We start from the raw sequence: 21,259 nt of genomic DNA, 5'->3' as shown, positions 1-21,259 counted from the left end.
GAACCGAATCCCTTCAATTTTGTTCAGGATTCAGGATTAATCAAGGCTTATGGCAACGAAATTTCCAAAATTTAGCCAAGACCTTGCCCAAGACCCGACCACACGGCGGATCTGGTACGGGATTGCCACAGCACACGACTTTGAAAGCCACGATGGCATGACCGAAGAAAATCTTTACCAAAAGATTTTTGCTTCTCACTTCGGCCACGTAGCAATCATTTTCTTGTGGACATCGGGCAGCCTGTTCCACGTAGCATGGCAAGGTAACTTTGAACAGTGGATTAAAGACCCTCTAAACGTCCGCCCGATCGCTCACGCGATTTGGGACCCGCAATTCGGCGCTCCTGCAGTAGAAGCTTTCACTCAAGGGGGCGCTTCTAACCCGGTGGATATCTCTTACTCCGGTGTCTACCATTGGTGGTTCACCCAAGGGATTCGGACAAACGCCGACCTGTATCAAGGAGCTATCTTCTTGTTACTGCTGGCCGCTGTATTCCTGTTCGCAGGTTGGTTGCACCTCCAACCCAAGTACCGCCCCAGCTTGTCTTGGTTCAAAAATGCTGAATCTCGCCTCAACCACCACTTGGCTGGTTTGTTCGGTGTCAGCTCTTTGGCTTGGACTGGTCACATGGTTCACGTTGCTATCCCCGAATCTCGCGGACAGCACGTAGGTTGGGAAAACTTCTTGTCCACCCCGCCTCACCCGGCTGGTTTGGCTCCGTTCTTCAGTGGTAACTGGGGCGTATACGCCGAGAATCCAGATGCAGCGAACCATGTCTTCGGTACTTCCGAAGGCGCGGGAACCGCAATTCTGACTTTCTTGGGTGGCTTCCACCCTCAAACAGAATCCCTGTGGCTGACAGACATCGCTCACCACCACTTGGCGATCGCAGTTCTGTTTATCGTTGCCGGTCATATGTACCGGACTAACTTCGGTATCGGTCACAGCATCAAAGAGATGTTGGATTCTAAGGCTGGTTTGGTCGGCGGCAAGAGTGAAGGGCAGTTCAACTTGCCTCACCAAGGCTTGTATGAAACCTACAACAACTCGCTGCACTTCCAACTGGCATTTCACCTCGCTGCTTTGGGCGTAATTACCTCCTTGGTAGCACAGCATATGTACGCGATGCCTCCCTACGCTTTTATAGGTAAGGACTTCACGACTCAGGCTGCGCTTTACACCCACCACCAGTACATTGCTGGATTCATCATGGTCGGCGCTTTCGCCCACGGAGCTATCTTCTTGGTGCGGGACTACGATCCTGAAGCAAACAAAGGCAACGTGCTCGATCGCGTGTTGCAGCACAAAGAAGCGATTATCTCTCACTTGAGCTGGGTGTCGCTGTTCTTGGGCTTCCACACTCTCGGCTTGTACGTTCACAATGACGTTGTAGTTGCTTTCGGAACTCCTGAAAAGCAAATCTTGATTGAACCAGTGTTCGCACAGTTCATCCAAGCTGCTCACGGCAAAGCTCTCTACGGCATGGACGTGCTGTTGTCTAACCCTGACAGCATTGCTTCTACCGCTTGGCCCAACTACGGCAACGTATGGCTCCCAGGCTGGTTGGATGCGATTAACAGCGGTACTAATTCTCTGTTCTTGGCGATCGGACCTGGCGATTTCTTGGTTCACCACGCGATCGCACTAGGCTTGCACACCACCACCTTGATCTTGGTCAAGGGCGCTCTGGATGCACGCGGTTCTAAGCTGATGCCGGACAAAAAAGACTTCGGTTATGCTTTCCCTTGCGACGGCCCCGGCCGTGGCGGTACTTGCGACATCTCTGCTTGGGACGCGATGTACCTGTCTGTATTCTGGATGTTGAACACCCTAGCTTGGGTAACGTTCTACTGGCACTGGAAGCACCTGGGCATCTGGCAAGGTAACGTGGCTCAGTTCAATGAGTCTTCTACCTACCTGATGGGCTGGTTCCGCGATTACCTCTGGCTGTATTCTTCTCAGTTGATCAACGGTTACAACCCGTATGGTACTAACAACTTGTCAGTCTGGGCTTGGATGTTCTTATTCGGACACCTTGTTTGGGCAACTGGTTTCATGTTCCTGATCTCTTGGAGAGGTTACTGGCAAGAGTTGATCGAGACTTTGGTTTGGGCTCACGAGCGCACTCCTTTGGCTAACTTGGTTCGCTGGAAAGACAAGCCTGTTGCTTTGTCGATCGTCCAAGGTCGTTTGGTTGGCTTAGTTCACTTTACTGTGGGCAACGTCCTCACTTACGCGGCCTTTGTAATTGCCTCGACGGCCGGGAAATTCGGGTAACTCTGAACTCTGGTTTTGTAGGTAATTAAATCAAATCCCCTGCCTTCTGGCGGGGGATTTTTTTGTATATTTTGCTTAACTGAAGCTGTTAATCAGGAATCTGAGGGCGATCGAGTTTTTCCAAAACCCTTTATGTCAAAGCTGTTTGCGATAATTGAAGCCTACAGAGAAATGTATAGTGCGAGCCTAGTAAAATGAGTAGTTAGGTTCCCAAGTTTCGGGGATAAGTGGTTTATCGAGAGGACTGGGTTGTGAATACAATTATTGACACACAAGTGCTTTCATATCGTTTTAAGGAGATTGAGAACGATGTCCACGACGGAAGCCGAGCTATTTCATCAATTACAGCTAATGAATTTTTACTGGCTCAGCCCCGAGACTCAAAGCAACCTGACTACTACATTCTTCATCCAGCTAGATACTCGGTACTAAATTCAGGAGAACGTGATTTTGGTATTTCCGAGCATTTTGGAAATCCTAAATGGGCCAAGGGAGGTGCTTGTCGGACAGACCAAGTGATTATCGACTTTGGCAGTCAGTTCTCTGCATATCGTGAGTTTGGAAACGAAGCAATTGCTGAGGTTATTAACAAAAAAAAGTATGGCGTATATGAACTCAGTGTTTCTCATTTATCTAAACAAAAGCAGAAGTACCTAAAAAAACGGTTGAAATACATTTTGGATAATAATTATCGTTGTTACTCTCTAACTAGAGCGACAATAGAAAATGGGTTGACTCTGTTTTCAGAGTTTGCTGCTCAACATAACTGCAAAAGCAATATTCGTAACACTATCAATGACATCTTAATACTGGCTACTGCTGTGGACAGAAAAAATAAATTTATAACATATGATAATGTGCTAAATCGTTTTGCTGCTGAGTATTATGAGGCGCCAGCTCACCAAAACGAAGATGAATTGATAATCGATTTTTCCGAGGAGACAACTGAAAGTAGAAAAAGTAAGGAAAGTAAAGGATATGTCAATAGGGGTTGGAGTTACTCGGTTCGTAATAACCGAGAGGTACAGGGAACCTAACCACCCGCTTGTACCCAACCGCATTAAGATTGTCTATTGGAAGCAAGAAGGTATCTGTGGTGGGTAAAGCGAAAGCTTATGACATGGTTCTTACAACTATAGTAGCTGTAAGAGCGATCGCCCCGAACCTCACTTCACCAAAAGCCCGATCGCCCTCATCCCCTCAAATCTCGCCATTAACCTGCATTTGATGCACCTGATCAGCCAACTCTTGCAAGCGCTTTTCGTCCAACTCATCGATCGCCAGCATCCCGACATAGATGATTTCCTTCAGCGTTAGCCTGGTTGCTAGCGCCTTTTTCTGCACAAGTTCCTTAATTATGGGGCTGACTCCAATGGCGGTACTGGCTCTAGTCACAAAACTAACCGGAGATTAACAACTTTGACTAAATCTTAGCACCTTTAAGCTGAGCTTTTAGCTGCGATGCAAACTGCTTAAGCGCGTCTTGACAAGACGAAACACACGGGTTTATAGTGGAAATGTGGAAAGGCCGATCGACCTTTTCCCCTCAAATCTCGCCATTGACCTGCATCTGATGCACCTTGTCAGCCAATTCTTGGCGGCTTTCCTTATCGAGTGCATCAATTGCCAGCATTCCCAAGTACACGACTTCCTTCTGAGTTAGTCGGGTCGCTTGGGCTTGTTTTTGAATGACTTCCTTGATCACGGAACTGACCGCGATCGCAGTATTAGTTTTAGCCACGAAGAATAATCAACTATTAATAACAACTTTCCTTGATGTTACCATCCTCAGTCCGATTAAGTACAATAATGTTTGAGTAAGTACAGTTAATCATGCTATAGTGGAAAAAATAAAAAAAAGCGATCGCCCCCGGTGTAGACAACTTAAGGCCGATCGACCTATTCCTCAATAATCTCCACCAAGTCCTCAATCATCACATCAAATGCCCGCGCTAACTTGTACAGGGCGGTAAAGTCAACCATTGATATTTCTGAACGACGAGCATAGCTGGTTATGGTGCTGTAGATCACGCCCGATCGCTCAGCCACCTCCTTGAATGTCCAGCCCCTCTCGGCCGCTAACTCTCGCACTTTAACTCTGACTAAACCCATGCTTGACAAATAATGCAGTTGCGTTTTAAGATAATTGCATCTGAAAAAGCGATCGCCCCCGGTCTAGACAACTTAAGGCCGATCGACCTACTCCTCCAAAACCTCAACCAAATCCTCAATCATCACATCAAAAGTCCGAGCTAACTTCCGCAGGCAAGTAAAGTCAACCATTGCCATTTCAGGACGACGAGCATAGCTTCTGACAGTGCTATAAATTACCCCGGAACGATCGGATACTTCCTTAAGCGTCCAGCCCTTCTCCGCCGCTAGTTCCCGAATTTTTAGCCTGACTAAACCCATGCTTGACAGTTGATGCAATTGCGTCGTACAATTTTATATGTAAAGAGCGATCGCCCTCCGGCCTGGAAAACTAAAGGGCGATCGTCTGTAAAACCTAATCTGGACAGATTATTTCTTTCTATCAAAAAGTGCATTTGCCTTATCCAGAAGTCTACTAACCATATCCAGAGGTGTACTAGCCATGATATCAGAAACTCCGGCAAAATCGCGGACGATCACAGAATCCAAAATAATTCACAAATCTCCCATCCTGCATCCGCTGGCGAGATTCGTTACCGAAGAAACAGTCGCACTCCTGTTCAATATCTCAACAAACGACATTTACCGCATTGAATGCTGTCGCTACATGGTTTACGTGCACGCCAAAGGCATCAGCCGCTTTGTCAGCTACGCCGATTTTCCCCCGATTTTAGCAGTAAAGCCGATCGCACCTCAAGATTTTGGCAGATGGTACAAACGCTGGAAAAGCAAGCTAGCACCAGCATTTTGGACGAAATTCTACACCCACAAGTTCAAAAAAGCTGTTTCCGTTGACAGCTTGCTAGAGTGGGGCCAATTGGTAGCTACTGTTAAATCGGTCATTTCTGGGGCCGCGCTGCAACAGCTACGAGATGTCTATGCCCAAGAAAAACATTTGATGGAGAAATTTTAAAGTGCGATCGCCCCGGCAACCAACTGCGAGAATGGGCCAAGGAAAAATTAAAATAAATGGCTAAGTGAGAAAATGGAGGTAGAAAATGGACAATCACCATGCCTAGAAAAATTCGCGAGTTAAAAGCTCAGATTACCCGTGAGGGCTTTATTTATTTGCCAAAACGCGGAAAAGGCAGCCATGAGAGATGGCAGCATCCTTGGATTGGGAAGACATTAACAATTCCAGGCAAAGACGGAGATGATGTGCCACGCTATGAGAGAGAAGCAGTTGGCAATATTGTTAGCCGAACTCGACGAGTTAAAGGAGGAAGATTCATGAATCGATACAGTATGATCGTCCAATGGTCTGATGAGGATCAACTTTTCCTCGTGACGATTCCAGAGTTTGCCGAGCGCGTTGTCATGCCCTGTACCCACGGCAAAACCCGCTCAGAAGCCATCCGACATGGCGAAGAAGTGCTCGAAATGTATCTAGAAGCTTGGCAGGAAGAAGGTGAAGCCATCCCCGCACCTAGCATTCTTCAAATCGCCTAGAACACTTCATCTTCGATTCCCAGCCACCATTCCCCCAGATTCATTAAATCTTTGTGAATGTCGGTAAGTTCTGTCATATACTCTTCAGCAGAAATCTCCGATCGCCTTTCTTGCAATTTTTTCAGCCGCAGTTGCACCAACAGCCAAGGTTTGGAAATCCCATCGGTTGCTTCGATATATTTGGCTAGCTCTTTGCTGTCCATAGTTATTGGTTATTTTTTATATCGGAATGATTAAACCGCAGAGAACGCAGAGAACGCAGAGGAAGAGAAATAGAGATGAATAATTCTGATACCAACTAATCTAATATTATAGGACTTTTGAAACGGCTTAAAAAGCTCTGATTTTTCCCAGTCGGTTTCAACCGACTTGAGCTTTGAGCCAGGGGTTTCAACCCCTGGCGGACTAACGGATTGGCGGACTTGGAAGCTAAGATGTCTCCCGCAAACATCTTTTACCTATAATCCGAAGTCTGAATATTCTTGAGCTTCGCCGCATATTTCATGCCGTATTCCGGGCGACAGAAGCGATCGATCTGAGACTCAAAGAAAGCCCGATTTGCCTTCAAATGCTTTGGATTCGGGTCATCTAAAGGATACAAAAGAGCAGTCCGTAACGCTTGAATCACCGCCGAAGTTACGCAGTACATCGATCGCTGAAATGTCACCCCAATTTGATTGAGGATATCATCTTCGCCACGACAGCGCTGTTTGTAGAAATCCATCAAATAAGGCGGCAGGAAATGCAGCATATCTTGTGCTAGCAAAGTCGGCGGAATCCCGGCCGTACCTACCGGGAATTTGTCTGCATACAATACTCCGTAGTGGAAGTCTTTTTGATCGTCAGGAACTTCCTTAGCTTGAGCGTTGTAAGATTTGGTGCCTCGGAACGGCGAAGTGCGATAAAATACAGCTTCCACGTAAGGTAACGCTGCTTCGTAAAGCCAAGTGAAACCCTTAGATTTCGGGATGATTTCGTAGGTTTCGCCGTCGATTTGAACGTGGTGGTAAATCGGACGACCGGCGATCGCAAATATGCCATTTACTAGGAAATCCATCGCCTGCGGGACTGTGGTAATTTTCCCTTCGTCGTACAAGTCGGAAACCTCAAAAAACACCGGCGCCATGACTTCCCAGAATAAACCGAGATTGCTGTAATAAGACATTTGGCGGCACTGTTCTAAAAACATTTCTGGAAATGCTTTGTGCAGTCCCAGCATGAACGGGTCTTTTTTGAAGTAAGCTTTAATTGCGCGATCGGCATTAGCTTTATATTCGTCACTGTCCAAATAAGGATCGAATTGATTGGTTGGGACGTACAAGCCCCGGTGCCAAAGCATTGACCTCATGCACTCTTCTGCAAATTCCATGTTAATGCGATCGTGCCACAAATGATGGAACAGCCGCGGGAGTTTACCAGTTTCACCCTTCTCCATGAACTCCAAAAGTTCTGGGTGAACACTTCCAGTACCGCGCCAAATCCGCAAATCTGCACCGTCGCCTGCATAGTGATTTTGTAAATCTAAATACTCTTGCGGTAAAAAGTATTTAAAGAAAGGAAGCGGGTGTAAAAATACTCGTTCGGCGATGTAAAGCAAATCCCGCCAGTAAAAGTCCATCGGCACCGCGTAAGCTTTCCAGATAGCGATGATTTGCATCAGATTTTCCGGCGTATCTGGAATCATAGCGCCCCCCGCTTCCAGTCTGTGAATTATTTCGGCAAATTCGTGTTTTGAAGGGGGTAGTTTAGTTGCTGGTTTATTAGGGGTTTGTACCATTGTTTCTTCCTTTGTTTGACTGAATTTTACTATTTATAAATTGCTCTATTCGGGAATTAGGTTATCCCAAATCTCATGCTTTTCGGAAAGATAGCGCTGCTTTTTACAGTTATTTTTCCTCTTTTCCAGCCCAAGGAGGCGGGCCTTGTGGAGAGCGGATGTTGATAATTGATCCGTTCGACAGAGTTATCGAAAAAGCATCAAATTCGCCGTCATCCATTTCGCCAACAACGGTAATTGTTTCCCCTTCTGATAGATTAATATTGCGCCACCTGCGCGGGCCGGCATCGACTTTAACTTGACCGCTGCCGTCATTTAAAATCCACTCATTTTCATCAGCTTCTCCAAAACCAACTACTCGGCCAGAGATGGTAATTCCTGTTTTCGATGCTGGCAAATCGCGAATGCGAGTTATAGCTTGTGCAAAAGCAGAAGTTGCCACTACTAAAAGAAGGGTTGTAACTGCGGATACACTGAAAAGTTTTTTCGGTTTCATGAGCGCTCATATCCTGGTATTTATCTGGAGGCTCTGCGTCCAAAATCTTTCATTAAAATTGGATACAGAGCCTAGTAACGAGTAGATATTTGTGAGGCAGCATAGTCGGACACAAGGCAAGTGCCGACCCTATTTTAATCGCTGAGCTATCTCAGTCTGCGGAGACAGACTTCGTTTGTGTAAAGGCGATTTCAATCGCTGATTTTTTCCAAGGATAGCTAATAGCAACTTGGGTATTCCTGTCAGCCGGCAGAGTAGCAACGATCGCATTTGTAGTCGATTCGCTCCACTTGAGCAGCCAAGCAGGTTGAATTCCCAACACGAAAATGATGCCCGCCAAAACCAGCGCCGGCATATTTTCAGCAAACGTAACTGGAGGGTAGTAAGCCGTGGCATTGTCCAACTTCCCAAAACAGGTGCGGTTGAGCAGAATCACAAAGTAAACGGCTGTTAAACCCGAAGCTAAAATGCAGATTAAAGTGGGAATTGGAAAGATAGAGAAACTGCCTTGAAATACTAAAAATTCGGCAATAAAACCCACCAAACCGGGAATGCCGGCGCTTGCCATGCCGCCCAAAACTAACAGGGAACTAGCCGTGGGTAAACCCCGCATCGGATTCATCAAACCGTTGAGCACGTCCAAATCTCGCGTGCCGACTTTGCTTTCGATGATGCCTACTAAATAAAATAGCAAAGCTAAAATTAAGCCGTGGCTTACCATTTGCCCGACTGCACCGATTAATGCCAGCTTCGTACCCGCAGCGCAGGCAACGAGGATGTAGCCCATATGCCCGATCGAACTATAGGCTACCATGCGCTTGATGTCTTTTTGGGCGATCGCGCTCAAAGCACCGTACATCACGCTCACAGTCCCGATAATCGCTAAACCGGGAGCTATAATCGACCAAGTTTCGGGAAACATCTGCAAGCCAAACCGCACTAAACCGTAAGTTCCCAACTTCGCCAGAATCCCTCCCAGCAAAATTGCTGTTGCTGGCGAAGCTTCCACGTAAGCATCCGGCAGCCAAGTGTGCAGCGGCACCAAGGGAATTTTAATTCCCAACCCAATTAGCAAAATTGTTAGCAGGATTAACTGCACATTTATCGGCAATTCTTGAGTGGTAATCGCACTGTAATCGAAATTTAAAGAACCGCTCAGCCAAGCCACACCCAAAAATGCTGCTAGCACTAAAAGTCCCGAAACTGCCGTGTAGATCAAAAACTTCATGGCAGCGTATTCCCGCTGCTTTCCGCCCCAAATCGCAATCAACAGATAAAAAGGAATTAATTCTACTTCGTAAAACAGTACAAACAGCAGCAAATTTTGAGACATCAAAGCTCCAGCAATACCAGCATTAATCAGCAAAATCAAAGCGTAGTAAAGCTGGGGGCGCTCCATCTTTTCGCCAGTGCCGTAAATGACTAATAGTGTCAGCAAAGCACTTAAAACCAGCAGCGGCAAGGACAAGCCGTCAATGCCCAAATTGTAGCTCAAACCTAATTGTGGAATCCAAGGCAAATATTCTTGAAATTGCAGTCCAGAATTTGCTGGATCGAATTGAGTCAACAGCCAGATATTCAAAAGGAAAATAGCTGCTGCAAAAGCCGAGGCTATTGAACGCAGCCGCATCCCATTGATATTTCCGGGCAGGAAACCGACGACCGCAGCGCCCAACGCGGGCAACCAGAGCAAGGCACTAAGCATAATGTGTGAAGAGTGAAGAGTAAAGAATCTATTTTGCAGGTCCTTGTATTTTCTTTGATAATTTGAGACTTTATAGCAAATCCGGCTTCAAGATTCCCCTTACTCTTAGTCCGCGCACCATCCGGACTTTGTTTGTGTAGAGGCGATTTCAATCGCCGAGAGTTCGAGGGATACTGAAGCTGGACTTGATATTAGATGTTAAACTCTCAAATTACCAATCCCAAATTCCCTCACGACTCAGAAAGAAGACTGACTGTCCCCGTGTCTAAATCGTAATATCCACCAACAACTTTCAGTTTATTCTCTTCAATTAATTTAGAGATAACTGGAGAGGCTATCAATTTGTTAGCTTGCAGCCTAACATTCGCTTTGCAGGCATTTTCTAGTCGGTCGCCCGCTTGGTCTTTCGAGCTTTCTGCAGCCGGCTTAATGGCGTCTAGCAAACTGGCAATTTGACCGGGAACTTGAGCTCCTTTGATGGTTGCGTCTACCGCACCGCACCTTTCATGGCCGATTACCACAAGCACTTTTGCTCCCAATACCAGCGTGCCAAATTCCAGGCTGCCAATTTCTTCTGGGGTAGCAACATTTCCGGCCACGCGACAGACAAATAAATCTCCCAACCCTTGATCGAAGATAATTTCCGAAGGAAAGCGGGAATCTGCACAGCCGAGAATAGCAGCAAAAGGTTTTTGAGATTTGGCAACTTCGGTGAGGCGCCCAAAGTTTTGGTTGGGACTTTGGCGTTTTTTGTCAACAAACCGTTTGTTCCCGTCCATTAACTTTTGCAGAGCTGCATCGGGCGTCAAGTCATTTTGAGCAATTGCCGGTTCGGGTGCAGCCAAATCAGCGCCTGCTCCTGCTGCGAGTATTCCTGTACCAATGGCTCCTGCGACAAATTTGAGTGAATTGCGCCGGGAAAGATTGAATTGTCTGTTGTTTGAGTTCATTTAGGCTGCCTTATTTGAACGAGTGGGAAATCATTGTTCAAGACTTCAGGTTTTTAAGATTTTAGATTAAAACAGTCACCTAAAATCTTCAATTTTATATCTCTTTACCCGCCTACAATCAGCGACAAGCGAGCTAGCAAAGGCCAGCTTATGAGTAGTCCCAAAACTGCCACGCCGAACAGAATTGTCAGGGCGTAAAACTGAGTTTGACCGTTAACGTTGTACTTGAGGCTTTGGCCGCCGAAAACCGTTGCAAAACCGATTAAGTTCGCGAATCCGTCAACAATATTGCGATCGAACCAGGAGATGATTTGAGCAACTAAACCGACTGCAAATATCACAGTCACCCGGTAAAGTTTGGCAGTGTAAAAGTCGTAAGCAAAAAAGTCTTGCAAAGCTTCAGAACCAATTCGTACTGGTTTTTCCCATTTGTCGTTCATGTAAACAAATGCTCCGGCACCGATGCCGATCGCCGTTGACAAAACTAGCAATCCAGTTGCGGTATAATTCAAACTTGCCCCCGGCACTAAATGCCACGCTGCCAGCAAGTGCGGAACGTGCAAAGTAAAGCCCATTAAAACAGTCATCGGCAAGATAAAAGGCCAGTGAACTTCCGGCGAGCGTTCGGTCATTTGCTTTGGTTTGCCGCCAAAAACTAAACCGAAGACGCGCACCAAGCCAAAAGCAGTGACGCCGTTTACAAACAGCACTATTCCTAACAAGAAAGGATGAGTTTGCCAAAGCCCGGATGTGAAGTCTTCTAAAGCCCAGAAGCAGCCCAAGGGCGGCAGTCCCACCAATCCAGCGCTACCGACAATAAACGATATTGCCGATATCGGCCGCTTTCCCCACAAACCGCCGAGAGAGCGGACATCCTGAGTGATACTGTTCCAAACTACCGAACCGATGCTCATCACCAGCAAACCCATTGCCAAGCTGTAGGCAAATATTAATGTCAGGGCTGTCTGGGCTTGTCCGGTGCCGACGGCGATAAATACTAAGCCCATGTAAGAGCTGACTATATAGGAAAGCGTGCGCTTGATGTCAATTTGGGCGATCGCAATTAATGAAGCACCAACCGCCGTCGCAGCGCCTACAATAATAGTTGTCTTCAGTCCGATCGGCGACAAAGCAATCACCGGCTGCAACTTAATCAATATCCAAGCACCAGTTTCGACAACTACGGTGTTCCGCAAAATCGTCGCTGGCAGCGGGCCTTCCATCGCCTCATCCAGCCACAGGTGCAAGGGAAACTGGGCGCATTTGCCCATCGGGCCGGCAATCAAGGCTAAGCTCAACAGCGTCGCTACAGTGGGGTCAAGCTTTGCAGTCTGAGCCCAAACAGCCAACTCGTCAAAATTCCAAGTTCCAGCCAGCGGCAGAATGGCGACTACTCCCATCAGCAAGAATAAGTCACCCACCCGCTTTGTTAAGAAAGCGTCGCGGGCTCCTGTCACCACCAAAGACTGATTGAACCACAGCCCGACTAGCAGGTAAGTGCCCAAAGTCAGAACTTCTAAAATCATGTAGCTGAAGAAGAGGGAATTGCACAGTACCAAGCCGCACATCCCCGCTTCAAACAGCCCCATCAGAGAAAAGAACCGAGCCCAGCCCCAGTCCATTTCCATGTAACCGAAAGCATAAATCTGCGCCAGCAAGTTCAGTCCGGTAATCAAAACTGTCGCGCCGACGGTGACAGCAGAGATTTCAACGGGAATGGTTAAGTCTAAACCTGCTACATTCAGCCAGGGAATGAACTGGTGTTGCGCCGGTTGGTTCCAGATAGCTGCGAGGGCGATGACGCCGTGTAGGAAAGCGAACAAGGTTAATATGGCGTTCACATAACCGGATGGTCTTGGCCCGGTGCGGCGGGTAACAGCCGGAAACCACAGCATCGACAGAACTCCGCCGATGAGTGGATAGCAAGGTATAAACCAAACCGTCTGGAGTAAGATTTGAGCCATTGGCATTACCTGTAAAGGTTACAAAAATTTAAAATTCTGAGAATAATTCCGATCGGGCAAACGACAGCACTGAAAACCCAGAAGGCAGAATTAGAGGCTATTTTGGCGTCAGTATTCGAGTTACTCGTTGTTTTGATACTAGGCGGGAAGAATAGACTTATTAATTTTATATTAAGTATTGCGTTAAATTTTCATATTTCTGATTCAGCATACTTATCTATACCGATAACCTCTACTTATAGGTATATAGGGGGGGGATGGTGTACAAACGAATATTTGTCGATCGCACATCTTGCACCATTTTGAGGAACAGGCAAGATGCCTGTTCCACAAAGAATTCAATTTTTTTGTGGGGAGTAGGGGTTGGGCTTCCTGCCTGCCCGTGAAATGCTTATTTAGAACAGGCAAGATGCCTGTTCCACAAAGAATTCAATTTTTTTGTGGGGAGTAGGAGTTGGGCATCCTCCCCGCCCGTGAAATGCTTATGGTCTAAAATATTAAAATCGCTCAATCTGCCAAGCTGCTAAAGGAAGTTTGGCTTGGCGCTGCCCCATCGCCCTTGCCCTAACATTCACTAGACCGATCGGCGTATTAAACAAATCTACCATATCGGCTTGGGCCATCGCACTTTTGGCAGCAGCCACAGGCAATTCTTTTAACAGCCACCTAGCCAGCCGGTAAAAATATTCCCCTGTGGTGAATTCTCGCATCAAATCGACACCGTGGAGTTCGTGCAAATATTTATTAGATTCGCCGTACCGATACCATTGACTTTGCAACTGTTTTATTGTAGAACGGTGGCGGTGTCGGACGATCGCATTTTCGGCAAAATACATTTTATAGGATGTTTGCCGCAAAATCCGCCAGCACAAGTCAGCATCGCCGCCGCTGGTGAGGTAAGGGCGAAATAATCCTATTTGTTGTAAAACTAGCCTCCGTACAGCTAAGTTGGCGGTTTGACCGTAGGGACAAAAAGGGTGAGCGAGAGTATGTTTTTGAGATAAAGTATTTTGGCGATCGGCGTGTTGTTCTAAAATAGTTTTACCGGGCAATGCGAGTATTTCCCCAGCGCTAATTCCTACTTCTAAGTCAACAAATGGCTTAACTAAATTTTCCAGCCAGTCAGATTCCGGGCGACAGTCTGCATCGGTAAATGCAATGATTTCGCCTGTGGATGCGCGAATTCCTTGATTGCGGGCGGCGTAGGAACTTTGAATCTGATTTTCACTGAGGTGGCGAATGGTTATTGGATTGAAATTGCTTCCTCCCCTTACCAAGGGGGGGACTGAGGGGGGGTTAGAGGCTGCTGTTTCGAGGATTGCTGAAGTGCGATCGCGACTGTTATTGTCTACTAACAAATATTCTACACTGTGTGGTGGATAAGTTTGCGATCGCAGGCACTCGATCAACTCCGGCAAATCCATCTCGCCGTTGTAAACAGGCACAACCACCGAAACTTGCGGTAAAAACGTTTTAGTCATTCACAAACAACCGTAAACGATAGCATAACTAATATTGAGTAAGATTAAACGAACCGCGCAGGCGCTAAGGACGCTAAGGAAGATAAATAAGCAAATGTAGTTCTTACTTTGTCCTATAAGCGTCTTCGCCGTTCTTCAAATAATTAAAAAGCGTTATTAAGTTCCATTGCATTAACTGGGGATATCAATTCTCAAAATTATAACTTCGGAGCCTTAAACAGGCAAGATGCCTGTTCCACAACTGCATTCAGTCCTTGTGGAACAGGCATCTTGCCTGTTTCTTTGAAATAGTAGTAAATATCTCTTACATCCCCTGTACAATCCGTCACGCAATCCCTTCTCAACTGTTCCCCGTCAACATCAAAACCATTAACACTAACGCCACGTTAGTTATATAAAAAATGCCAACAACCTGAGTTTCTAACCAGCCGCACAACTCTAAATGATGGTGCAGTGGAGCCATTCTTAACAGACGCTTGCCGATTCCATCCGGCCCTTTTGTAGCTTTGTAATAACCTACTTGAGCAATTACTGACAGCGTTTCAATAAAGAAAATCCCGCTGATAATTAATAATATCCAAAGGCTATTTGTTAATAAAGCTACCGCACCCAACGCACCGCCCAAAGCTAAAGCACCTGTATCGCCCATAAACACCTTGGCTGGATTGCGGTTGTGTGCTAAGAAACCGAAACAACTGCCGCTGATGCAAGCGCAAAATATCATTAATTCTGGCGAAGTTGAGGCTACAGATGCGCCCAATCCCAAAAGTGCGATCGCCCCCAAACCTCCCATCAACCCGTCAACACCATCGGTAAGATTAGTAGCATTGCTTTCGGCAACTAGCACAAAACCAGCCAGCGGCCAGAACAGCAAACCTAATGGCAATACCCAACCGAAAGGCAAAGCAACATTCGTAGAAATTGCAGGTTGATGAAACATCAGCCACAGACAAAATAGAGCAGCAAAACTTATTTGCAAAGCCAATTTCATCCGAGGTGAAATACCTTTGTTCGACTTGCGTCGCAGAATTTGCCAGTCATCGAGCCAGCCAATGAAACCGTAAGCTAAAGTTAAAGCCGATACGGCAACAACATCTGAGTTAAACTTAGACCAAAGTAAAGCGACTGCTACCCCAGCAGGTATAAAAAAGATGCCTCCCATTGTCGGCGTTCCCGCTTTTTTCAAATGGGCTTGGGGGCCGTCTTCGCGAATTATTTGTCCTGCTTTTAGTTGCTGGAGTACGGGCACCACTGCATAGCCCAACCCCGACGCAACTACAGCACAAACAACTAGCGGCATAAATAGCGATGCAGGTAAATTCAAAAATCTACCCGCTACTACATCTAAACCGATCGCTACAGTGCCGAGCCCCAAACCCAGCAGCAGGAATAAATTCTTGCCTGTAAGTTTGAAAGGCAGACTAAAAGGGATTTTCTCATCCAAAAAGTTATCCATAACACTCCTCACCACACACTATTTGAGAATAAGCAATTGACAATGGGGGAATAGGGTGCGATACAGGAGATTGAGAAATCTCTTAGTTTTTCTTCCCTGTTTCCGGTTGATTTCTTCACCCTTCTACCCGTTATTCTTCGCCTACACTCACATCCTCTTCTACTTCTTCTTCTAAATCATCGTAAGGACTGTCGTCAACTGCCATCAGTTCAGAAATTTCTTCTTCGTGCAGATAGTCGGGTTCTTGGACATCCCTTGCTAACAGGCGATTGTTAGATTCCAACCAGTCTAAAAGAGAAGATTGCTGTTTTAATGGAATTACATCCGCAGGTAAATGGCGAGGAATTTGACGCAGAGATGGGTTGTACATGATTATCGGTTTTTAAAGACAAAGACGCGATCGAGTAGAGGTAACGTTTTGCCGACGAACTGCTGCTTTGATCAAGCACTTGCAAATCGGGCATTTAGCAAGGCTAAAGCATTATACCACAGGCACTGTTTGGTTCCGGATCGGATAAGATGGGAGACCCAAAAGGCGATCGCCCCCAAGCATGGGCATGAGGATAGCACTAAAATCCGCTCTTGCCAATCCTTCTTTAGCCGTAAGCATTGTAATCTAAGACGATCGTCTTTAAGATATCGCGGGACAAGCGGCGATCCTGTTCTGCAAGCCTCCCTAACAGCAAGGGTTTGATTCACAACAGTCTCCTGGATTTTCATCAAAGCCTGAGCTCGAATGCCCTCTGGCTTCTTCAGTCAACTCTCAAGCAATAAATCTCAGAATGGATATAACGGCAGCGGTTTTATACAACAAAGAGGGCTACCACACCGGAGGCAAAAAACTTCTGGGGCGTCATTCAGCCGGAGAAGGGTTTCTCAAAAGCTTAGTCCAACACGGAACCGCCGACTCTCTCTACTGTTGCGCCGATAGCGAAACAACCTTTAAGGAGTTTTGTTCGCACATCCAACCTTGGCTGCAAACACCTCGGAAAGTCCGCTGGATTCCCATGGAACGACCGGATTTGCTATCTCAACCGGGCACAATTTACCGACCCGATCCGGTTCTGTCGCAGATGGTTTGGGCGCGCAGATTTGTCGATCAGCGGGCCTACAGCGTTTGCGGCGTTACTCACACGATCGGTACAAAATACATCATGGAGGCGATCGGCGATTTGATCACCGCACCCATGCAGCCTTGGGACGCCCTGATCTGCACATCTGCCGCCGTGAAAACAGCAGTAGAAGGAGTTATGAGAGAGTGGTCTGAATATTTAGCCCAGCGCAACGGCGGTAAACCGGAAATTTTGGTCAAATTCCCCGTTATTCCCCTCGGAGTCGATTGCAGCGCGTTTCCGCAGGGTGTGGAAGCCGTTAATAGTCGCCGCCAACTGCGACAAGAACTCGGCATTTCTCCCGAAGATATTGTTGTGTTATTTGTCGGTAGATTGACTTTTTCTGCAAAAGCTCATCCGGTACCCATGTACATCTCCCTAGAACGGGCGGCACAACAGACAAAAGCCAAAATCCACTTAATTCAAGCCGGTTGGATCGAAGATCCGAGAGAAGAACCCGACTTTAAAAAGAGCGCACAAATATTTTGTCCGTCGGTGAATGCTATTTTTTTAGATGGGAGACAGCCGGAAATTAGAATAAATATTTGGTCGGCGGCCGACATTTTCATTTCGCTTTCCGACAACATTCAAGAATCATTTGGACTGACACCAATAGAAGCCATGGCGAACGGACTGCCGGCCATAGTCTCCGATTGGAACGGATACAAAGAATCTGTACGCCACGAAATAGACGGCTTCCGCATTCCCACACTCATCCCGCCCCCGGAATCTTGTTTAGATTTAGCCCTAAATTATCTTGACGACAGCTTAAATTGGCCGACTTACATGGGTCACACTTCCCTCGCGACAGCAGTAGACATTGATGCTTGCACCCTGGCGTTGTGTGAATTAATTGAAAACCCCGAATTGAGAAAGCGGATGGGGGAAAATGCCCGACAAAGGGCGAGGGAAATTTATGATTGGAAAGTAGTAATTGCTGCTTACGAACAATTGTGGCGGGAATTAGCAGAAATTCGCCAGGGGGCACCGGAGTCAGCACCTTTAAAACCTGGGAAGCCGCCTTATCCCCTAGGCGACGATCCGTTTCGGGTATTGGCTAATTATGCGACTAGAAGTTTAAGCAATGAGATGATGCTGAGTCTGGGTGCGATCGCCACACCAGAACTTTTAAAGCAGGTACAGACAATTAGGTTTACCAGTTTTGGTGAGGATAGGAGAACATCTGTTAGCATTCAGATGGAGATATTGGAGACAATTAAGCAGGAAGGTGCGATCGGCGTGGGGGAACTTATCCGACGCTACGTTAAAAACGAGCAACAATTAGCCGACCTGTATCGGACTTTGCTTTATTTGGTGAAATTTGATATCTTAGTTATTAGTTGTTAAGCTGTCACGCATTTAAATTGCATATTCAGGGCGGGCGAGACGCCCACCCCACAAGAATTAGATTGTTTTTTGACATTCTATTTAAATGCACAACAGCTTAATACTCTGCGGACTCGGCGATTTTAATCGCTAGTACACAAAATTTCGTCCCTCTCTCTTGAGACTGAAGAAAAGAGGGGTCTGACTTTTGCCTCACCTTCGATAATTAATCCGTGTATTCGTGTCAAAATCCGTGTTCTTCCTGCTTAAAAAATCATGCTTAAAAAATCTGCACTCTTAGAGATAATTGCTGGTAAGAATCGCGGTTTGCTGGCGACTCCCAGCGACAAGCAAGCGATTTTAAGCGCGATCGCCCAATTGGAAGATTACAACCCCACACCACGGCCTGTCGAAGCCGGAGAGCTTTTAAATGGTGATTGGCGGTTATTGTACACCACCAGCCGCGAACTGCTGAATCTTGACAGTTTTCCCTTGGTAAAATTGGGTCAAATTTATCAATCTATCCGCGTCAAAGAATCTAAAATTTACAACATTGGCGAACTTTACGGCTTGCCTTATTTGGAAGGAATTGTCAGTGTAGCAGCAAGATTTGAGCCAACTTCGGAACGGCGAGTGCAGGTGAAGTTTGAGCGGTCTATAGTAGGTTTAAGCAGGTTGATTGGCTATGAATATCCGGGGAAGTTTATCAATGAGATTGAGTCGGGTAAAAAGTTCGCTGCTGTAGATTTCGGGCTGGATACTCGCGAACAGCAGGGATGGCTGGATGTCACTTATTTGGATAAAGATTTGCGGATTGGACGGGGGAATAAAGACAGTGTTTTTGTATTGACAAAAGAGTGATTTTGTGATGTGTGATTAAGTGCGATCGCCCCTTAACTCATACTAAATTTATCTTTCCTTCATCCGCGTTTATCCGCGTTCATTTGCGGTTAAAAATCAAAAATATATCACTTTTGCAAACAATTCAACACTTACTAAAACCCTCAAATCCATAGCCGATAAAAGCTTCAGATAGGATAACCGTTAAAACTTAGCGTTAAGAATTGACAATTGACAATTCTTGTGATATGTGCTTGAATTTTAATGGAAAAGGCGTTAGTACATTCCCGCCAAGAAACTTACTAACGCCTTTTGTGTACTCCTTACGAATACAACACGATTATGCCACAAAACGGTTATCAACAGGGATTCACAGCGAATCCTGGGGCGATCGCGTACCAAAAACGCCTTTACCCTTGGGCGATCGCCAAACTCATGCCCAGTATGCAGCGGGCGATTGTGGGGCGATTTCGCAGTCGATCGGATGCTGACGGGCACTTGCTGTGTCTGCGTCAACTCATGCCTCAAGCAACACTTGTCGTAGTCTTTGACTTGCAACCAGACTTAGAAGTACCAATTGCTGCGCCCACAGCAATGCGATAAGCACAAGGATTGCGATCGCCATTTGTAGGGGCGGTGCCCCCGTGCCCGCCCCCTTCGTCTGACTGCAAGTCGATCTTTCTTGTATTTTCCTTCTTCCTTTTTAAGAATGACTCAGACTCGATAATTCATTCGTGTATCAGTGTAGTGCCTTCCTTCTTCCTTCGGCTATAAATAGCGACTTAAGTTAGGATAAAAATATCCTAAATTTGCTTTTAAATCATGACTTCTACAACTGCAAAATTCATCGTGTCTCAAGTGGGTGAAATTCCTCAATGGCAAGTCGCGACATGGGAAGATTATGTAGCAGCCTGCGAAGATCCATCTTTGGAGGAAGCCAGAATATTTTTTTATGAAGGATATCTTTGGATAGACATGGGTAATGAAGGGCCTCAGCACGCCAGATTTAACAACCTCTTGACTCTGGTATTTTACGCCTGGTTTGTCAGCAAAGGAGGACAAGCTTTCGATGATTTGGGTGGATGTGTAATTGAGAAGCCAAAGGTAGGAGGAGGTGCGCCCGATCGCATTTTATATATTGGCGGAGAATTCATCCAGTGGCAAAAAGGGGAACCGCGCCGACTTAATCTAAATAAATCGCGAATTCCCGATTTAGTGATAGAAACTTCCGATACGACTTTGGCCAGCGATTTAGATGAAAAAAAGCGGTTGTATGCTGCTTTGGGAATTCCTGAGTATTGGGTAGTAGATATTAAGGGCGAGAGAGTTTTGGCATTTCGCTTGCAGGAAAACGGGAAATATCAGGAATGCGAGATTTCCGGTGCGCTTGAGGGATTGCCAATTGCTTTTCTATCGGATACTTTAAAACTTTTGGGTGAGGGAAATGGGACGGCGGCGATGTGGTTTGCTCAACAAATTGGGAGTTTGTAGAGAGGTTGGTGAAAAGTACGCGCGTGCATAGCTATCCCGTAGAGAATCGCCCTTAATTTTTTACACACTTATAGCCTCAATCATAACATATAATAAAAATATATCTGCCCTGTTAATCTGCCATGAATGTACAATCTGTTTCGCGTTATGTCGCACGTCACCCTGAAATTTTGCAAAGCGAACCAATTATCGCAGGAACCAGGACTTCCGTTCGGGCGATCGTGGAATTGTGGCGTTTGGGTATTACTCCTGAAGAAATCCCCATGCACTTACCTCACCTGAAATTAGCTCAAATTTTTGACGCGCTGAGCTTTTATTTGGATAACCAAGAAGAAATAAATACTTATATTGAGCGCAATCGAATTCCTGAAGAATTGATTCATCCTGCTGTTAAAGCTGCAATGAGAAAGCCGTGAAACTGTTTGCAACTATTTATACAGATGAAGATGTTTCAAGGCTTGTAGCTACTTTACTGCTGGCTAGAGGGTTCGATGTGACGACAACCAGCGAACAGGGAATGCTGAGTAAATCCGATAGCCAACAATTAGCTTACGCAGCATCTATTGAGCGATGTTTGCTCACCCATAATCGCGTAGACTTTGAGCGACTGCATCTAGATTATATGACAGAAGGAAAACAACATTCGGGGATTATTGTGATTCCTCAAAAGAACGCCTATGAGATTGCTCAACGGGTTGCCATTTTATTAAATACCCTAACGGCTGATGAAATTACTAATCAGCTTTTATATGTATAATACCAAATCCGAGTTAAAAACCCCGT

24 protein-coding genes and 1 pseudogene are annotated in these 21,259 nt (G+C 46.1%); 11 read left to right on the top strand and 14 right to left on the bottom strand.

Features of this window, described 5'->3' with window-relative positions:
- The first annotated feature begins 49 nt into the window (after positions 1-49).
- Entirely contained in the window at positions 50-2,278 is a 2,229-nt protein-coding gene (gene psaB / locus QT987_RS08145) for a photosystem I core protein PsaB (RefSeq protein WP_333238841.1), read from the top strand.
- 251 nt (positions 2,279-2,529) lie between these two features.
- The gene (locus tag QT987_RS08140; RefSeq protein WP_333238840.1) at positions 2,530-3,315 is read left to right on the top strand and encodes a hypothetical protein; all 786 of its coding nucleotides are present in this window, start codon (positions 2,530-2,532) and stop codon (positions 3,313-3,315) included.
- Positions 3,316-3,478: 163 nt separating this feature from the next.
- Here QT987_RS08140 and QT987_RS08135 read toward each other — a convergent pair whose 3' ends face one another.
- From QT987_RS08135 to QT987_RS08120, 4 genes are all read right to left on the bottom strand, one after another.
- Positions 3,479-3,673, bottom strand: a complete 195-nt coding sequence (locus QT987_RS08135; RefSeq protein ID WP_333027259.1) for a hypothetical protein — start codon at positions 3,671-3,673, stop codon at positions 3,479-3,481.
- Positions 3,674-3,824: 151 nt separating this feature from the next.
- Positions 3,825-4,019 carry a hypothetical protein gene (locus QT987_RS08130; RefSeq protein WP_236506337.1) on the bottom strand — a complete coding sequence of 65 codons (195 nt, stop codon included), beginning with the start codon at positions 4,017-4,019 and terminating at the stop codon, positions 3,825-3,827.
- A gap of 158 nt (positions 4,020-4,177) precedes the next feature.
- Entirely contained in the window at positions 4,178-4,390 is a 213-nt protein-coding gene (locus QT987_RS08125) for a helix-turn-helix domain-containing protein (RefSeq protein ID WP_006631308.1), read from the bottom strand.
- Positions 4,391-4,477: 87 nt separating this feature from the next.
- A complete protein-coding gene (locus QT987_RS08120) occupies positions 4,478-4,690 on the bottom strand; it encodes a helix-turn-helix domain-containing protein (protein ID WP_006631307.1) in 213 nt (70 codons plus the stop codon).
- Between the two features lie 181 nt (positions 4,691-4,871).
- On the opposite strand from QT987_RS08120, the gene QT987_RS08115 reads away from it, so the two are divergent.
- The 3 genes and pseudogenes from QT987_RS08115 (at position 4,872) to QT987_RS08105 (ending at position 5,878) form a co-directional block, all read left to right on the top strand.
- Complete coding sequence (locus QT987_RS08115) at positions 4,872-5,342, top strand: hypothetical protein (RefSeq protein ID WP_333238838.1); 471 nt, start codon at positions 4,872-4,874, stop codon at positions 5,340-5,342.
- Positions 5,343-5,440: 98 nt separating this feature from the next.
- A pseudogene (locus tag QT987_RS08110) lies at positions 5,441-5,539 on the top strand (type II toxin-antitoxin system HicA family toxin); the annotation flags it as partial.
- Between the two features lie 120 nt (positions 5,540-5,659).
- A complete protein-coding gene (locus QT987_RS08105; RefSeq protein WP_333155302.1) occupies positions 5,660-5,878 on the top strand; it encodes a type II toxin-antitoxin system HicB family antitoxin in 219 nt (72 codons plus the stop codon).
- Here QT987_RS08105 and QT987_RS08100 read toward each other — a convergent pair.
- From QT987_RS08100 to QT987_RS08055, 10 genes are all read right to left on the bottom strand, one after another.
- Positions 5,875-6,081, bottom strand: coding sequence for a hypothetical protein (locus QT987_RS08100; protein WP_333140518.1), 207 nt, complete (start codon positions 6,079-6,081; stop codon positions 5,875-5,877). The two genes, QT987_RS08105 and QT987_RS08100, sit on opposite strands and share 4 nt — an antisense overlap.
- A gap of 251 nt (positions 6,082-6,332) precedes the next feature.
- Positions 6,333-7,655 (bottom strand): CO2 hydration protein, encoded by a 1,323-nt coding sequence (locus QT987_RS08095; protein WP_333238836.1) that lies wholly within the window; start codon positions 7,653-7,655, stop codon positions 6,333-6,335.
- Between the two features lie 109 nt (positions 7,656-7,764).
- Positions 7,765-8,151, bottom strand: a complete 387-nt coding sequence (locus QT987_RS08090; RefSeq protein ID WP_333238833.1) for a NirD/YgiW/YdeI family stress tolerance protein — start codon at positions 8,149-8,151, stop codon at positions 7,765-7,767.
- A gap of 151 nt (positions 8,152-8,302) precedes the next feature.
- Positions 8,303-9,856 (bottom strand): NADH-quinone oxidoreductase subunit M, encoded by a 1,554-nt coding sequence (locus QT987_RS08085; protein WP_333238831.1) that lies wholly within the window; start codon positions 9,854-9,856, stop codon positions 8,303-8,305.
- Between the two features lie 230 nt (positions 9,857-10,086).
- Positions 10,087-10,806, bottom strand: coding sequence for a carbonic anhydrase (locus tag QT987_RS08080; RefSeq protein WP_333238829.1), 720 nt, complete (start codon positions 10,804-10,806; stop codon positions 10,087-10,089).
- Positions 10,807-10,910: 104 nt separating this feature from the next.
- A complete protein-coding gene (locus QT987_RS08075) occupies positions 10,911-12,770 on the bottom strand; it encodes an NAD(P)H-quinone oxidoreductase subunit F (protein WP_333238827.1) in 1,860 nt (619 codons plus the stop codon).
- 497 nt (positions 12,771-13,267) lie between these two features.
- Positions 13,268-14,251: a glycosyltransferase gene (locus tag QT987_RS08070; protein ID WP_333238825.1), complete on the bottom strand. Its 984-nt coding sequence runs from the start codon at positions 14,249-14,251 to the stop codon at positions 13,268-13,270.
- A 197-nt stretch (positions 14,252-14,448) separates the two neighbouring features.
- The gene (locus QT987_RS08065) at positions 14,449-14,580 is read right to left on the bottom strand and encodes a hypothetical protein (RefSeq protein ID WP_333238824.1); all 132 of its coding nucleotides are present in this window, start codon (positions 14,578-14,580) and stop codon (positions 14,449-14,451) included.
- Positions 14,581-14,591: 11 nt separating this feature from the next.
- Complete coding sequence (gene mraY, locus QT987_RS08060) at positions 14,592-15,707, bottom strand: phospho-N-acetylmuramoyl-pentapeptide-transferase (protein WP_333238822.1); 1,116 nt, start codon at positions 15,705-15,707, stop codon at positions 14,592-14,594.
- Between the two features lie 130 nt (positions 15,708-15,837).
- Entirely contained in the window at positions 15,838-16,077 is a 240-nt protein-coding gene (locus QT987_RS08055; RefSeq protein WP_006631296.1) for a DUF3134 domain-containing protein, read from the bottom strand.
- A 412-nt stretch (positions 16,078-16,489) separates the two neighbouring features.
- Here QT987_RS08055 and QT987_RS08050 point away from each other — a divergent pair, with 412 nt between their 5' ends.
- The 6 genes from QT987_RS08050 (at position 16,490) to QT987_RS08025 (ending at position 21,233) form a co-directional block, all read left to right on the top strand.
- Entirely contained in the window at positions 16,490-18,166 is a 1,677-nt protein-coding gene (locus QT987_RS08050; RefSeq protein ID WP_333238820.1) for a glycosyltransferase family 4 protein, read from the top strand.
- Positions 18,167-18,421: 255 nt separating this feature from the next.
- Positions 18,422-19,006: a PAP/fibrillin family protein gene (locus QT987_RS08045; protein WP_333238818.1), complete on the top strand. Its 585-nt coding sequence runs from the start codon at positions 18,422-18,424 to the stop codon at positions 19,004-19,006.
- A gap of 321 nt (positions 19,007-19,327) precedes the next feature.
- Positions 19,328-19,588, top strand: coding sequence for a hypothetical protein (locus tag QT987_RS08040; RefSeq protein WP_333238816.1), 261 nt, complete (start codon positions 19,328-19,330; stop codon positions 19,586-19,588).
- Between the two features lie 219 nt (positions 19,589-19,807).
- Positions 19,808-20,476 carry a Uma2 family endonuclease gene (locus QT987_RS08035; protein ID WP_333238814.1) on the top strand — a complete coding sequence of 223 codons (669 nt, stop codon included), beginning with the start codon at positions 19,808-19,810 and terminating at the stop codon, positions 20,474-20,476.
- A gap of 122 nt (positions 20,477-20,598) precedes the next feature.
- Positions 20,599-20,892, top strand: a complete 294-nt coding sequence (locus QT987_RS08030) for a DUF433 domain-containing protein (RefSeq protein WP_333140545.1) — start codon at positions 20,599-20,601, stop codon at positions 20,890-20,892.
- A complete protein-coding gene (locus QT987_RS08025; RefSeq protein ID WP_333238812.1) occupies positions 20,889-21,233 on the top strand; it encodes a DUF5615 family PIN-like protein in 345 nt (114 codons plus the stop codon). Before QT987_RS08030 ends, QT987_RS08025 begins: the two co-directional genes overlap by 4 nt.
- The last annotated feature ends 26 nt before the right edge of the window (positions 21,234-21,259 follow it).

It is taken from the genome of Microcoleus sp. SVA1B4 (genome assembly GCF_036700545.1).
Lineage (GTDB): Bacteria > Cyanobacteriota > Cyanobacteriia > Cyanobacteriales > Microcoleaceae > Microcoleus.
This window is presented reverse-complemented; position numbering and strand designations above follow the sequence as displayed.